This is a genomic window from Pelosinus fermentans DSM 17108 (assembly GCF_000271485.2).
In the GTDB taxonomy this organism is placed as follows: domain Bacteria; phylum Bacillota; class Negativicutes; order DSM-13327; family DSM-13327; genus Pelosinus; species Pelosinus fermentans.
On sequence record NZ_AKVN02000001.1, the window covers coordinates 972,808 to 988,023 of the forward strand.

General features: G+C 42.4%; 12 protein-coding genes. 11 read left to right on the plus strand and 1 reads right to left on the minus strand.

Translation table 11 applies throughout. The features are described 5' to 3' along the window. Nucleotides 1–18: 18 nt before the first annotated feature. The 3 genes from FR7_RS04500 (at nucleotide 19) to nrfD (ending at nucleotide 3,756) form a co-directional block, all read left to right on the plus strand. Nucleotides 19–1,560: a [FeFe] hydrogenase, group A gene (locus tag FR7_RS04500; RefSeq protein ID WP_007952324.1), complete on the plus strand. Its 1,542-nt coding sequence runs from the start codon at nucleotides 19–21 to the stop codon at nucleotides 1,558–1,560. A gap of 73 nt (nucleotides 1,561–1,633) precedes the next feature. Beyond that, complete coding sequence (locus FR7_RS04505) at nucleotides 1,634–2,494, plus strand: 4Fe-4S dicluster domain-containing protein (RefSeq protein WP_007952325.1); 861 nt, start codon at nucleotides 1,634–1,636, stop codon at nucleotides 2,492–2,494. 110 nt (nucleotides 2,495–2,604) lie between these two features. Beyond that, nucleotides 2,605–3,756 (plus strand): NrfD/PsrC family molybdoenzyme membrane anchor subunit, encoded by a 1,152-nt coding sequence (nrfD, locus tag FR7_RS04510; protein ID WP_007952326.1) that lies wholly within the window; start codon nucleotides 2,605–2,607, stop codon nucleotides 3,754–3,756. A 75-nt stretch (nucleotides 3,757–3,831) separates the two neighbouring features. On the opposite strand, the gene FR7_RS04515 is transcribed toward nrfD, so the two are convergent. Next, the gene (locus tag FR7_RS04515; RefSeq protein ID WP_007952328.1) at nucleotides 3,832–4,041 is read right to left on the minus strand and encodes a hypothetical protein; all 210 of its coding nucleotides are present in this window, start codon (nucleotides 4,039–4,041) and stop codon (nucleotides 3,832–3,834) included. Between the two features lie 437 nt (nucleotides 4,042–4,478). Here FR7_RS04515 and secA point away from each other — a divergent pair, with 437 nt between their 5' ends. From secA to FR7_RS04555, 8 genes are all read left to right on the plus strand, one after another. After that, complete coding sequence (gene secA / locus FR7_RS04520) at nucleotides 4,479–6,995, plus strand: preprotein translocase subunit SecA (RefSeq protein ID WP_007952330.1); 2,517 nt, start codon at nucleotides 4,479–4,481, stop codon at nucleotides 6,993–6,995. A gap of 125 nt (nucleotides 6,996–7,120) precedes the next feature. After that, a protein-coding gene (gene prfB / locus FR7_RS04525; RefSeq protein ID WP_338061445.1) for a peptide chain release factor 2 occupies nucleotides 7,121–8,222 on the plus strand; the annotation gives its coding sequence in 2 pieces (ribosomal slippage) (nucleotides 7,121–7,192 and nucleotides 7,194–8,222; 1,101 coding nt in all). 22 nt (nucleotides 8,223–8,244) lie between these two features. Beyond that, nucleotides 8,245–8,934, plus strand: coding sequence for an LmeA family phospholipid-binding protein (locus FR7_RS04530; protein ID WP_007952334.1), 690 nt, complete (start codon nucleotides 8,245–8,247; stop codon nucleotides 8,932–8,934). A 402-nt stretch (nucleotides 8,935–9,336) separates the two neighbouring features. Then, the gene (locus tag FR7_RS04535) at nucleotides 9,337–11,388 is read left to right on the plus strand and encodes a DUF5693 family protein (protein ID WP_007952336.1); all 2,052 of its coding nucleotides are present in this window, start codon (nucleotides 9,337–9,339) and stop codon (nucleotides 11,386–11,388) included. Further along, nucleotides 11,381–12,514: a polysaccharide pyruvyl transferase CsaB gene (gene csaB / locus FR7_RS04540; protein ID WP_007952338.1), complete on the plus strand. Its 1,134-nt coding sequence runs from the start codon at nucleotides 11,381–11,383 to the stop codon at nucleotides 12,512–12,514. The genes FR7_RS04535 and csaB overlap by 8 nt, the downstream gene beginning before the upstream one ends. Continuing rightward, nucleotides 12,492–13,337 (plus strand): YitT family protein, encoded by an 846-nt coding sequence (locus FR7_RS04545; RefSeq protein WP_007930276.1) that lies wholly within the window; start codon nucleotides 12,492–12,494, stop codon nucleotides 13,335–13,337. Before csaB ends, FR7_RS04545 begins: the two co-directional genes overlap by 23 nt. 26 nt (nucleotides 13,338–13,363) lie before the next feature. Beyond that, a complete protein-coding gene (locus FR7_RS04550) occupies nucleotides 13,364–14,209 on the plus strand; it encodes a transketolase (protein ID WP_007952340.1) in 846 nt (281 codons plus the stop codon). Nucleotides 14,210–14,264: 55 nt separating this feature from the next. Continuing rightward, a complete protein-coding gene (locus tag FR7_RS04555; protein WP_007930283.1) occupies nucleotides 14,265–15,200 on the plus strand; it encodes a transketolase family protein in 936 nt (311 codons plus the stop codon). Nucleotides 15,201–15,216: the final 16 nt, after the last annotated feature.

The following is a 15,216-nucleotide window of genomic DNA, read 5'->3' on the forward strand; positions in this document are numbered from 1 at the left end:
GGAAGGAGGAGCAATCATATGAGGATATTTACAAGGAAGGGCACTGTGCTGTCACGCCGAAAGTTCTTTAAGCTGCTTGGGGGCATGGGGCTGACGGGTGCGGTAGCGTCTATATCTGGATGCAGTACTGATGCGGTTGGAGGGAAAGGATGGATACCGGGGCAGTATCAAGTACCGGGAAATTGGCCAGTCAAGGTCAAGGGGCGTATCCCGATTGATCCGGCCAACCCTTCCATTGTGCGGGATGATCAGAAATGCATTTTGTGCGGTCAGTGTTTAGATGTTTGTGAGAAGGTACAAACAGTCTACGGATATTATGAATTACCAATAAAAAAAGATATTACTTGTGTGAATTGTGGACAGTGTGCCTTGTGGTGTCCAACGTCATCGATTCGGGAAAGGGAAGATCTTCAAAGTGTATTACGAGTATTGGAGGATCCTAACCTGCATATTGTCATTCAAACGGCACCGGCTACTCGTGTTTCCCTTGGGGAAGAGTTTGGTCTGCCAACTGGCAGCATCGTAGAAGGACAACAAGTTGCTGCTCTCAAACTGTTAGGTTTTGATGCTGTGTTTGACACTAACTTCAGCGCGGATGTAACGATTATGGAAGAGGCAACAGAGCTGCTCAAGCGCTTAGACAAAGGCAATGCCTTGCCGCAGTTTACCTCTTGCTGTCCAGGATGGGTAAAATTTTGTGAATACTATTATCCTGATTTACTGCCCCATCTATCTTCTGTTAAATCTCCCCAGCAAATTTTAGGGGTTCTGGCAAAGACCTATTACAGTGAAAGAGTAGGAATAGCACCTGAAAATATTGTGTCTGTGGCTGTGATGCCCTGTACTGCAAAGAAATTCGAATGTCAGCGGCCCGAAATGAATGCTGCTGGACGAAAAGCTGGCAATCCTCAAATCCGTGACGTGGATTTTATTTTAACTACTAGAGAATTAGCACGCTTAATGAAGTTACGAAAGATTGATCTCAGTGGTTTGGAAAGCGCAGCGTACGACCATTTGATGGGAGAAAGCAGCGGAGCGGGCGTCATTTTTGGTGCTACTGGAGGAGTAATGGAAGCAGCTGTCCGCTCTCTTTATTTTCTGGTCAGCAAACAACGCCCGCCTGAGCAACTACTTAAATTTGATGCTGTACGAGGCCTTGGTGGTGTCAAGGAGGCTGAAGTTATGATTCCCGGCAAGGGAAGCCTAAAAGTTGCAGTTTGTCATGGATTAAAGAATGCCAGAATGATCTTGGAAAAAGTTCGTGGGGACAATTCTCCCTGGAGCTTTATTGAGTTTATGGGCTGCGTAGGAGGATGTATCGGTGGTGGCGGTCAACCTCGTACTTCCTTAGCTTCTGCCGATGAGGTCAGACAAGCGCGCATTGCTGGTCTCTACAGCTTGGATGACAGGATTTATAGGAAAAGAGCTAGCTTTGAAAATCAGAAAGTTCAAACTTTATATAAAGAATATCTTGGTAATCCGGGAAGCGATCTTGCTGAAACATTATTACATACTCATTATGTCGATCGAGCCAAGGATGTAACGATACGAAAGAAATGATTTAAGGTGTAGTTTTTGCTAATAAACAGTTGTTTTTCAAGAGACTGTTTTTTATGAGCGGAGGAGGAATATGATGGCTAAAGGAGTTTTAGTCGATATACCAAAATGCATAGGTTGTGGCAGTTGTACGGTAGCTTGTAAGTTGTGGAATCAGGTGGGCTTTGACGAGAGGTATCCTTCCAGTGGGAAGGAAGCAGTCTTAAGTGATAAGAATTGGACAATTGTCGTATCTTGTGAAGTGGTGGATAAAGAGAATCGTCCCGCATGGCGTTTTACAAAACAGCAATGTTTGCACTGTCAGCAGCCTGCTTGTGTTTCTGCCTGCTTTTCTAAGGCATTACAGAAAAACAGTGATGGGGCAGTTGTATATTATCCTCATTTATGTGTGGGTTGTCGTTACTGTATGGTGGCTTGCCCTTTTGATATTCCTCGCTATGAATGGGATAAGACATTTCCCTTAGTAACAAAGTGTCAAATGTGTTCTACGCGAATTAGCCAGGGGGAAGCTCCGGTGTGTGTGCTGGTTTGTCCTACGGGTGCCATAGAATTTGATGAACGGGATTCCTTGCTGAAGAAGGCACACGCTAAGATTCATAAAGATAGCACTTATACAAGGAGTATATATGGGGAAAAGGAGGTTGGTGGAACAGGATGGCTCTATATCTCTGATGTTGCTTTTGACAAATTGGGATTTAAGACCAATCTGGGAAGTGATTCTCTACCGATTTATAGTCATAATTATCTAAAGTATATACCCGGTATAGCTGTCATTTGGGGGATGCTGCTAACAGGCCTGTATTACTATGGTAAACGGAAGAAAGATTTGTTAACTAAAAACCGGGAATCAGAAATCAGCAGTACTGATAAGAAACGGGAAAAGGAAGTCGTTTCTCGGAAAAACTCATCTAGAAAGTCAAAGGATGAGCATAATTAACGTTGGCCATGTTACAACCTACGTTTATCGTTAGCTCATCCTTTGCCTGCTTCATAGATATAGATACTGGTTTCTGAGAGACTTACAGGAAGGTATAGGAGGAAGAAGAAATGAAAAATGATTTTTTGCCTTGGCGGTTTACGATCACCAAACCTCGTATGATCTTACTGTTTTTAGCGGCAGTAAGTGCAGCAATTATTATTTTCCGCTTGATTACGGGGTTTGGCATGGTAACCAATCTAAATGACAATCATCCCTGGGGTTTTTGGATTGCCTTTGATGTTCTTGCTGGTGTTGCCTTGGCTGGAGGCGGATATTCTACTGCATTAATTGTTCACATTCTGCATCAAGAGCAATATATGTCTGTTGCAAGAAGCGCACTTTTAACATCTTTATTTGGATATATCTTAGTCATGTTTGGTTTATTTTTAGACATTGGTCAATGGTTTAATTTCTGGCGGCCTTTCGTATCTTGGGGGCATTCCTCAGTGCTTTTTGAAGTATTTTGGTGCCTTTCTATTTATACGACTATTCAAGTATTGGAATTTGGTGAAATTATTACGGAACGAATTGGCGTGAAGTTTCATGTCTGGCTGAAGAAACTATTGCCTATCTTACTGATTGTGGGAGTGATTTTTCCCACTTTACACCAAAGTTCTCTTGGGGGGTTATTCCTAATTACCGTATATAAGCTATACCCTTTATGGTGGTCGAGCTTTATCCCTATTTTCTTCTTATTATCTTCATTTTTTGTTGGTCCGGCGATGATTTGTGTAGAATCCATTATAGCCGGCAGAGCTTTTCACCACGATATCTCAACATCCGTATTACATGGATTAGCTAAGATTAGCAGCTGTGCAATGATCCTCTATTTCGTATTGAAAATATATGATCTTGCCGAAAGGGGAATCTTAGGGTTGATGTTTGCTGGAAATATGGAAGGTAATCTATTTTTAATTGAAATGATAGCTGGCATTCTTCTTCCTGTTGGTATTGTTTTCAGCAAAATGGGTACTACTAAAAAAGGCTTATTAGCATATGGGCTGCTGGTTAGCTGCGGTGTGGTTCTTAATCGTTTAAGTATTGTACTTATTGGCCTGTCTAAACCAGGGCAAGGCATTTATCTTCCTTCTGTATGGGAAGTATTTACTAGTATTGGTCTGGTGGCTATTGGCTGTTTGGCCTATTGTTTCATTGTAGAAAACTTTCGTATTTTTGGAGATGAGGATCGTCGGAAGATGTACTTCAAGCATTCAGCATAGAATGTTTACATGGGTTTTTTCCTATTTACCGATTAAGGTAGGGAGAAAACCCATTTCTTAGGTTTTGATAGAGGACTAGGATAAGAGCTCCAGACGACGATTCGTTACAAGTTCGCTAAGAGTTGTGGTATCCAGTTCTCTGGCCTTGTGTGCAAATTCTTCTCGGGTAAAGATCTTTTTATCAATAAGTAAATCAATTAAAACCGTGATTGCCAAAGTATTCTTATAATCCGTATCTTTTAAGTCTGCAATCTGTCCAATTACATTAATCGAGTTTAGTTGCAAGGTAATTCCTCCTTAAAATAAAAAAATATTGTATATTCTCAGGTATTCCCATTTTATGAGTAATTTATACTTAAAATAGGTTTTCTTGTAAGCTGAGAAAGTAATAAATAAAAATCTATAGAGCTATAAAAAAAGTAATGAACCGCGAAGATCACGAAGAAATGCAAAGAACGCGAAGGAGATAGTATCGTTAATTCATATTCTTCATAGTCTTTATATTCTTCGCATCTTCGCGGTTCAAAATGCTTTATTTTTTTGTCTCGTAGCATTTTTTCCTATTCTCCCATATAGGATTATTGCTTAATGTGAGGCCCAAGTTTTCTTTATTTACTTTGACTTATGTATTATCTTTTGATAAAATTTAGAATTAGGCATATACTGTAAACTAAGAGAAGTTTTTTCATGAAATGTGCTAACTTTTAAGGAGTTGATACCAGTTGTTTAAGTTTTTAAAAAATCTCTTTGGTGATGATAATGAAAAAGAAATAAAACGTATGATGAAATATGTGGAAGAAGTCAATACATTTGAACCTGCCATGCATAAATTAAGCGATATTTCACTGTCTGCTAAGACAGGTGAGTTTAGACGTCGTTTAGAACAAGGCGAGACATTGGATGATATTTTGCCAGAGGCTTTCGCTGTTGTACGGGAAGCTTCTCGCCGTGTATTGGGTATGAGGCATTTTGATGTTCAGCTGCTAGGCGGTATTACGCTGCATGAAGGCAATATTGCTGAGATGCGTACAGGGGAAGGTAAAACTCTCGTAGGTACTCTAGCTACATATCTGAACGCTCTGACTGGTAAAGGTGTTCACGTTGTTACCGTTAATGATTATTTAGCAAAACGTGATAGTGAATGGATGGGGAAAGTATATCGCTTTTTAGGTCTGACGGTAGGACTCATTGTACATGGCCTGGATTTTGTTGATCGTAAACAGGCGTATCATGCGGATATTACTTATGGCACGAATAATGAATTTGGTTTTGACTACCTGCGGGATAATATGGTTATTTATGCAGAGCAAATGGTGCAGCGTCCATTAAATTACGCTATTGTGGATGAAGTGGATAGTATTCTCATTGATGAAGCGCGCACACCTCTCATTATTTCCGGACCAGGGGAGAAATCAACCGAATTATATCATGTCTTAGCAAGAATTACTCCGAAACTAAAAGAAGGCGAAGACTATACCGTTGATGAAAAGACCCGCACCGTAGCACCAACGGAAAGTGGTATCGCCAAAGCAGAAAAACTGCTTGGAATTACCAATCTATATGATCATGCCAATATTGAGATGTCTCACCATTTTAATCAGGCCCTGAAAGCGAAGGGATTAATGAAACGGGATCGGGATTATGTGGTAAAAGACGGAGAAGTCGTCATTGTAGATGAATTTACGGGCCGCTTAATGTTTGGCCGCCGCTACTCTGATGGTCTGCATCAGTCCATTGAGGCAAAAGAAGGAGTAAAGGTAGAACGGGAAAGCCAAACCTTAGCTTCCATTACCTTCCAGAATTATTTCCGTATGTATAAGAAATTGTCCGGTATGACAGGTACTGCTAAAACAGAAGAGGCAGAATTCCGGAAAATTTATAAACTGGACGTTATTACGATTCCGACGAACAAAGAAGTAAGCCGTACGGATCTGCCGGATGTAATTTATAAAACCACCGGGGCAAAATATAGAGCTGTAGTCAATTCCATTGTAGAACGTCATGCAAAAGGACAGCCGGTGCTCGTAGGTACGACTTCCATTGTGCAGTCAGAACATTTGAGTGATATGTTAAAAAAGAAAGACGTGCCTCATAATGTACTAAATGCTAAGTATCATGAAATGGAAGCCCAAATTATAGCCCAGGCCGGGCAGCCGGGAGCTGTGACCATTGCTACGAATATGGCAGGCCGCGGTACGGATATCGTGTTAGGTGAAGGTGTGGCTGATCTGGGCGGACTGCATATTATTGGTACAGAACGGCATGAAAGTCGTCGTATCGATAATCAGCTGCGTGGTCGTGCCGGTCGTCAGGGGGACCCTGGATCTTCTCACTTCTTCTTATCCTTGGAAGATGACTTAATGCGTTTATTTGGTTCCGATAATATTGCGACAATCATGGATAAATTGGGCATGGAAGAAGATGAGCCCATTGAACATAGCTTAATTACGCGCTCCATTGAACAGGCCCAGAAGAAAGTCGAAGGCCGTAATTTTGACATGCGTAAGCATGTATTGGAATATGATGATGTAATGAACCAGCAGCGGGAAGTCATCTATGGACAGCGCCGCCAGATTTTGACAGGCGAAGATATGAAAGAAAACATTTTCCATATGATTGAAAAACTTATCAATCGGGGTATGGAACTGTTTGCTGACGAAAAATTATATCCAGAAGATTGGAATACCCAAGGCTTGGTTGAATACTGCGAAGATGTTTTTGCCCCAGAAGGTCAGTTAAAGGCAGAGGAACTTGGCAATTTAAGCCGTACAGAGCTGCAGGAAGAATTGCTTAAGGTAGCAACGGATTCTTATAATGCCCGGGAAGCCTTGTTTGGTTCTGATAATATGCGGGAGATGGAAAAGGTTGTTATGCTGAAAGTGGTCGATTCCAAATGGATGGAACATTTGGATGCCATGGATATGCTGCGTGAAGGCATTAGTCTGCGGTCCTACGGTCAGCGTGATCCATTGATTGAATATAAGATTGAAGCCTATGACATGTTCCAGCAGCTGATTGATATCATCCAGGAAGAGATTGTGAAATATATTTATCGGGTGAATATCGTTGCTCCTCCTGAAGATCGCTTGCAGCAGGCTCATGCCAGCCATGGAGAAGAAGAGGCAAAAGAGCCAAAAGCACAGCAGCCAATCGTCAATGCAGAGCAAATTGGCCGTAATGACTTATGCCCATGCGGTTCAGGTCAGAAATACAAAAAATGCTGCGGAGCTGCAAAGTAAAGAGATTTGAACCACAAAGGCACAAAGGACACAAAGTTTTAAATACTTTTTTGTGTTGCGCGTAAGCGCAATTGTGCCTTTGTGGTTAATGATTTTTAAAACTTAATTTATTGGAGTTGATACAGTTGTTGTTAGAAGATTTGCGAGTACAGATTGCTGCTTTTGAACAGAAATTAGTTGAAGTGAGGGCTTCTCTTTGACGTTGCCGGCAAAGAAGAACGTATTTCCTTATTAGAAGATACAATGGGGGGGCCAGGTTTTTGGGATGATCCTGATAAAGCGCAAAAAGTCGCCCAGGAGCTAAATGTCTTGAAAGATGGTGTAGCCCAATTTGAGCAGCTGTCCACAGCCTATGAGGATTTAAGTCTATTGTGGCAAATGGGAATGGAAGAAAAGGATGAAAGCATCTATCCGGAAGTCCTGGAAGCTGTTGATAAGATGACTAAGGATATTGAACGATTGGAAGTTGCTTTAATGCTGTCAGGAGAACATGATGGCAGCAATGCCATACTAACACTCCATGCCGGCGCTGGCGGTACGGAGGCTCAGGATTGGGCTCAAATGCTGCTGCGCATGTATGTGCGCTGGGCGGAGAAGAATGGTTATAAAGTAGAAACCATGGATTTTCTGGCGGGTGATGAAGCTGGAGTGAAAAGTGCTACGATTTTAGTTTCTGGTCTAAATGCTTATGGCTATTTAAAATCAGAAAAAGGGGTGCACCGCCTAGTGCGCATTTCTCCATTTGATGCCAGCGGTCGTCGTCACACTTCCTTTGCTGCTGTGGATGTTATGCCTGAAATTGATGATAATGTAGACATTGATATTAATATGGCTGATGTTCGTGTAGACACCTATCGTGCCAGTGGGGCGGGCGGTCAGCATATCAACAAAACGGATTCCGCCGTACGCATGACACATGTTCCAACGGGCGTTGTAGTACAGTGTCAGACCCAGCGTTCCCAGATCAAGAATCGTGAACAATGTATGAAAATGCTGCGGGCTAAATTATATGAATTAGAACGCCAGAAACAGGAAAATATAAAAAATGAGCTTGGCGGCGATTATCAGGCCATTGAGTGGGGCAGCCAGATTCGTTCGTATGTATTTCATCCTTATAATATGGTAAAAGATCATCGCACTAACGCGGAAACCGGCAATGTCCATGCCGCCATGGATGGAGACCTTGGCCTTTTTATCGAGGCATACTTAAAACAAGGAAAGAAGTAAGAGAAATAAGGAGGCGTATCCTGTGACAAAAGGCTTGCGTCTTGTGATTGTGATATTGTTGCTGGCAGTTGCCGGTGAGGTACTGCTGCCAATGATATTATCGGATATTGTAGCCAAAGGTATGAGGGGCTTGGTAGGTAGTGAGCAAGTGACAGCTACATTGACCAAACGCCCGGCTCTCCTCATGTTGGGTGGTAATTTTGATAATATTACCGTTAATGCCCGGCAGGCAAAAGTAGATAAACTAGTATTTGATGATATGAGTATTACATTAAAAGATGCCCAGTTAGATATAGGAGCGCTCATTACTCGCCGTTTGGTTGCCTTTCAGTCTATTGGTGATGTAGAGATTCGGGGCACAGTAACTCAAGATGAACTGGCGCGGTATTTAAACCAAACCGTTAAAGGAATAAAAAATGCCGTAGTAGATATACAATCTGACAAAATAAAGGCCAGCAGCAGCTTTTCCCTTGGAGGCTTCGCCAATGTGGCTGTAACTCTAGAGGGAAAGATTGTGGGTGACGGACAAAAGATCAAATTCGTTACGGATCAATTTTTGCTGAATAATCGAATGACTGGTAATTTAGGAGGCGCTCTTTTAACTGAGGTCTCTTTAGTGGATTTGAATAAATTGCCTTTCCATGTAAATGTCCGTGACATTGTAATGGAAAGCGGGAAAGTCATTTTATATCTAGATAACCGTCCACATTAGTACAGCGTCAACTCTAAAACAGCCCGACAATATCACGCCGATTAGGGTTGATGCTGCACGAGCCCTTATCAGGGCAATTTTTTTTGTAATAGTAAAAAATGAAATTGAACCACAAAGGCACAATGCCGCTGACGCGGCACACAAAGGAGTTCACAAAAAAATATAAATAGGTCCTTAGACCCTTTGTGTCCTTTGCGTTTTTGTGGTTCAATTCGTTTTATATGTTTTAATGGGCGTGTTGTGTTTTGTCTATGACGCACAGTTTTTATAAAAATTATCCTTAAAAAGCAGGATATTGGAGTGTTCTGCCAGAATATGATGAAGTTGCATAAAGTATTGCGACTAGGGGTTACAATATTGTTTATATGACCGTACTTGATAGATAAGGTGGGATAGATTGTTTTGAGAGATTTTAAATATAATAAGATATTATTACTGTGCATCGTCATCGGTCTAGCGGCAGCGTTAACCATTGTCTGGCAGCGCCATAAAATAGAAGAAAGCAGCACAACCATTGAGATGGTCATGGAGTATGAAGATGTTGTAGAACTGGCTCAGCTTGAGGGGGTTCCTGCCGAACATGTGATGCGGCGCATGAAAGAGGCTGGAATTACTTCTCTGGCAGTGTATGAGACCACGCTGGAGAAACTAAATAAAAGCGGTAAGGTAGCAGTTTTGTCGGGTGCCCAATTGCTGCAGCAGTATTATACAGGTATGCTAGGTGATGCAGTTTGGCGTAACTTAGTAGAAATAGGCCGTATTCAAGCAGAAGATGTCTATGTTGTTGGACGTGATCCGCAAGTTTTCGCTGAGGTGAAAGAGGATCTGATCGAAAGGTTGAGCCCCGAGAGGGTGGCAGTCCTTGACAGTCAGCGCCAGATTTTAGCTGTGAAAGCAAATTATGAAAAAGTACTAAAATGGAATCTTGGTTTGCCAACGGATGAAATGCGTTATGTGTCTGGTCAAGGATTTTATGTAGTAGCACGGCCTAGCAATTATACAAAAGTGGAAAAAGAGAATGTAGAAGGGGTATTTGCCCGCTTATCAGGTATTGAAAATGTTTCTGCACTGATATTTGTTGGTGATGAAGCCTTGGGGTATCCTGATCTATTGCCGTTGACTTTGGAGAAAGTCAAAAGCAAACAATTGACATTAGGCTTGATTGAACATCCTCTGCAATTACAGTTTTTTAAACAAGAGGGGCTTGTTCCCATGGCGATAGCCAATGATTACAAGGCAGCTCGTGTGTATGTGATTCCTAAAGATGAACAGCCTAAATTAAAATCAGCCGAAGCAGTTCAACGCTGGATTGTAACGGATCAAGAACGCAATATACGCATTAATTTGCTTCGAAAATATGATAAAGCCGAACCGGGCAAAACCCTTTTAGAAACCAATTTGGAGTATGTCGCCAATGTGAGAGATGGTTTAATTGCCAGTGGTTTTACCATCGGTAAGGCAGGACTTTTCCATCCCTATTTCCCACAAGTCTTCTTATTAGTGGCAATTACCATTGGAGCAGTGGCTGCGGGAGTATTATTTTTGACCTTAGTGCGTCCTTTTCCTGCCCGCTATCAATATGCACTATTGCTGCTGCTCTCTCTGGTTTTTGCATTTCCTTTGCTAAAAGGCAGCGGCAATGCAGTGCGCCAGGCAGTGGCATTATGCAGTGCTGTTATTTTCCCTGTTTTAGCTATGACGTGGCAGCTTGACCGCTGGAAAAAGCTGTCGATAGAAGGGCGGGGAAGTCTCGCCGGCATTATAAAAGATGGGATCGGCGGGTTAATCATCACCGTCATGCTGTCCATGGTTGGCGGTATGTATGTGGCAGCTGTACTGGGGGATGTACGTTTTTTTCTGGAAATGGAAATTTTCCGTGGTGTAAAGGTAACCTTTGTGGCTCCGCTGCTCCTTATTACGATCATTTATTTAGCTCGGTATAATTTATTTGAAAATGAACAAGAGGATGAAAAAGACATTTGGCAGCAGGTTATAAAATTGCTGAATTATCCTTTGTATATTAAAACCTTATTTGTATTTGCCCTGGCAGCAATTGGTGCTTGGATATTCATTGGCAGATCTGGTCATACAGCAGGTGTGCCTGTACCGGATATAGAACTAAAAATGCGGGCCTTTCTAGAAAGGGTTATGTATGCCAGACCGCGAGGCAAAGAATTTATGATTGGGCATCCTGCTTTTTTCTTAGCAGTTATGGCACTGTATCGTCAATGGCCTCGTGTGGTACACTATGCAATGATCGTAGCTGCAACTATTGCCCAGGGTTCCCTGGTTGAAACCTTTGCCCATTTGCGCACTCCAGTGCTCATGTCTTTTGTTCGGGGCATAGATGGCATGGTAGCAGGTATTGGTGTAGGTATAGTAGCAGTACTTGCTGTTCAAGTGCTTTGTTACTTGTCTGTTGTCCTAGGAAGGAGATCTGTTAAGAATGAGTGAGATTGTTATTTCAGGATACTATGGTTTTGGCAATGCCGGTGATGAAGCCATGCTGGCAGCCATGATCGAAGTATTGACTGAACTTGCATCCGATATTAAAATTACAGTGATCTCCGGTAACCCAGAGGATACCTGCAGACGTCACGGAGTAGCGGCTGTATATCGTTTAAACTTTCCTGAGATTATCAAAGTTTTGTCACGAAGCCAGCTGTTAATCAGCGGCGGAGGCAGTTTGCTCCAGGACGTCACCAGTGAACGCAGCTTATATTATTACTTAAGCATTATGATGTTCGCGAAAAAACTGGGCACTCCTGTTATGCTCTATGCCCAGGGAATTGGTCCAGTGCGCGGCACATTGGCTAGAAGTGCGATGCGCTATATTGGTAATATGGTGGATTTAATTACTGTCAGAGACGAAGGTTCTCTTGCAGAGTTAAAGCGTCTGGAAGTAGTAAAGCCGCCAATCCATGTTACTGCGGACCCTGTACTGGCAATGCATCAGGTGGATAAGCAAATTGGCCGCAGGATTTTGCGCAATGCCGGAGTGGAAGGCAATGTACCTCTCATTGGTATATCGGTGCGGGAATGGAAGGATTGGAAGCACTATAAAGAGGTTCTAGTGGAAGCCGCCAATCAATTGGCAGAAGAATTTGAGGCAAGAATTGTATTCTTGCCTATGCAATGGCCGGAGGATTGTGCCGTATCAAAAAGAATGGCTATTCGTACGAAATCCAAGGCGATTGTACTCACGGAAGAGTATACCACCAGTGAATTATTGTCCTTAGTGGGAAACTTTGATATGCTGATTGGCATCCGGCTCCATGCCTTAATCTTTGCCGCAGTAATGCATGTGCCAATGGTAGGGATTTCCTATGATCCTAAAATTGATCGTTTTTTAGAGTCTTTAGGAGAATGTCATGCTGGAGATTTACAAAATCTAGATGCCCAAAGTTTGGTAGAAAAAGTGCGCCAGCTATGGCCGACAAGCAAAGGGGCAAAACAATCCAAAGTTGAGCAGAGTACATATCTTAGGGATAAAGCATTTCAAAATGCAGAATTAGCGTTGGAACTCATTTCTCAAAGAAAGTGGGGGAAGGCAAATCATGAAAAAAATAATATGGCGTGATTACCTGGGAATTGCAGTAGGAGCTGCCATTACAGCGGTTAGCCTCAATATGTTTTTAATACCGAATAAGGTGGCAGCAGGTGGTGTCAGCGGTCTGGCGACGGTGCTACATCATTTATTGAATTGGCCGGTAGGGATTATTATGCTGGCATTTAATATTCCTTTATTTATCATTGGTCTTAAGGTCATGGGGGCGCGTTATGGTATTAATACCCTGTTTGGTGCTGCAATGCTTTCTATCGCCATTGATCTGATGGCTCCTTACACACCTGTGCTGACAGGTGATTTGCTGCTCAATTCCTTATATGGCGGTGTCATAGGCGGTATTGGTATGGGAATTGTCTTTCGCTATAAAGGCAATACTGCAGGGACAGCCTTAGCGGCTGTTATTTTAAATAAATTACTGAAGATTCGTGTAGGGCAAGCCATGATGGCTGCTGATTTTTTTGTAATCGTCTTTGCCGGTTTAGCCTTTAAAAGCGCTGAACTTTCATTATATGCGTTGATTTCGATCTTTGTAACAGGACAGATTGTTGATTTGGTACAAGAAGGTCCTAGTACGTCTAAGGCCTTTTTTGTTATGAGCAGTCAGCCAAAACAGGTAGCAGATGCCATTATTAAGGAAATGGATCGAGGCGTCACTGTGCTCCAAGCAAAGGGCGGCTATACGGGAGATCCTCGAGAGATGCTATTGTGTGTGGTAAGTACCAGTGAAGTGACACAGTTAAAGGAAGTCATTTATCATATTGATTCGAAGGCTTTTGTGATTGTGACCACTGCTCACGAGGTATTAGGTGAAGGTTTTACAGAAGTAAAAATATAAAGCTTGATTTTAAGGAGGTCATAGATATGGCTGAAAAACTGACGCAAGAACAAGTATCCCAATTGGAAAAATATGCACAGTCCATTCGCTATAGTATTGTGCAAATGGTTACGGAGGCTCAATCGGGTCATCCAGGTGGTTCCTTATCAGCGGCCGATATTCTCACAACATTATATTTTGCTGAGATGAATGTAAACCCTAACGATCCTCAGGCAGCGTCCAGAGATCGTTTTGTATTATCCAAAGGTCATGCAGCTCCTGTTTTGTATGCGACATTGGCAGAAAAAGGCTTTTTCCCAAAGGAAGAATTGCTCACGCTGCGTAGGATTGACAGTCGCTTGCAAGGACATCCCAGCATGAAGAACCTGCCAGGTATCGATATGTCTACCGGTTCATTAGGACAGGGTTTGAGCGCTGCTGCAGGATTGGCACTGGCTGCTCGTCTTGATAATAGTGCAAGCCGCGTTTACACTGTCCTGGGTGATGGCGAGCTGGAGGAAGGTATGGTATGGGAAGCTGCTATGTTTGCTGCCCATTACAAATTAGATAATTTGACTGCTTTTGTAGATTTTAATGGACTGCAAATTGATGGTCCTATTTCCGAAGTATTATCACCATTGCCGATTCCAGAGAAATGGGCTGCTTTCAACTGGCATGTGATTCAAATTGATGGACATGACATACAGGCGATTTATGATGCGATTCAAACTGCTAAAACAATAAAAGGCAAACCAACGATGATTGTTGCCCAAACGATAAAAGGCAAAGGCGTATGTGAAATGGAAAACATTGCTGATTGGCATGGCAAGGCTCCTACCCGTCAACAATGTGATTTGTTCCTGTCCCAATTAAATGAATTAGAAGCACAATAAAAAATAGGCAGGTTCAAACCGACGTTTTGAATCAGCCGCTAAAGAGGTGTAGAGAATGGGTTTAGCAACTCGTGAAGCATATGGAGAAATATTAAAAGAGCTTGGGGGAAAATATGAAAATATTGTTGTGCTAGATGCGGATTTATCCAAATCTACCAAGACAGCTGTATTTGCAAAAGCATTTCCTCAGCGTTTTTTTAACGTAGGAATTGCAGAACAAAATCTAATGGGCGTAGGAGCGGGTTTGGCTGCCGGCGGAAAGATACCTTTTGTATCTACTTTTGCCATGTTTGCTGCTGGCCGGGCTTTTGAACAAATCCGGAATTCGATTTGTTATCCAAAACTGAATGTTAAGATTGCTGCTACTCATGCTGGTTTAACAGTTGGTGAAGATGGAGCTTCCCATCAAGCCATTGAGGATATTTCTCTCATGCGCAGCATTCCGAATATGACAGTGATTGTGCCGGCAGATGCTGAAGAAACCCGGAAAGCGATTACTTTTGCAGCAGAATATGATGGCCCTGTTTATATTCGTCTAGGACGTATGGCAGTTCCCGATTTATTTGCTGCTGATTATACATTCGAGCATGGCAAGGCTGTACAACTTGCAGATGGTAAAGATGTTACTATTATTGCGACTGGCATTATGGTTGGTGCCGCAAATGAAGCTGCTAAGCAATTACAAGATGCAGGTATCAGCGCCAGAGTGCTGAATATCCATACCATTAAGCCAATTGACAAGGAAGCGATCATAAAGGCCGCTGCTGACACAGGCGCCATTGTCACTTGCGAGGAACACAGTATCATTGGCGGCTTAGGCAGTGCTGTTGCGGAAGTACTGGTAGAAAACAGTCCTGTTCCTATGGAACGCATCGGTGTATGTGATACCTTTGGTGAGTCCGGTATACCCAGCGCTCTGTTAAAGAAATACCACTTAACTGCAGAAGATATCGCTGCAGCTGCTAAGAAAGTAATTAGCCGTAAGAAATAAATACCAATACCAATAA

Excerpts from the sequence above, each read along its gene's own strand:
- FR7_RS04555 (WP_007930283.1), top strand. The coding sequence starts at position 14,265 with ATGGGTTTAGCAACTCGTGAAGCATATGGAGAAATATTAAAAGAGCTT.
- csaB (WP_007952338.1), top strand. The coding sequence starts at position 11,381 with ATGAGTGAGATTGTTATTTCAGGATACTATGGTTTTGGCAATGCCGGT.
- FR7_RS04550 (WP_007952340.1), top strand. The coding sequence starts at position 13,364 with ATGGCTGAAAAACTGACGCAAGAACAAGTATCCCAATTGGAAAAATAT.
- FR7_RS04545 (WP_007930276.1), top strand. The coding sequence starts at position 12,492 with ATGAAAAAAATAATATGGCGTGATTACCTGGGAATTGCAGTAGGAGCT.
- FR7_RS04500 (WP_007952324.1), top strand. The coding sequence starts at position 19 with ATGAGGATATTTACAAGGAAGGGCACTGTGCTGTCACGCCGAAAGTTC.
- FR7_RS04505 (WP_007952325.1), top strand. The coding sequence starts at position 1,634 with ATGGCTAAAGGAGTTTTAGTCGATATACCAAAATGCATAGGTTGTGGC.
- nrfD (WP_007952326.1), top strand. The coding sequence starts at position 2,605 with ATGAAAAATGATTTTTTGCCTTGGCGGTTTACGATCACCAAACCTCGT.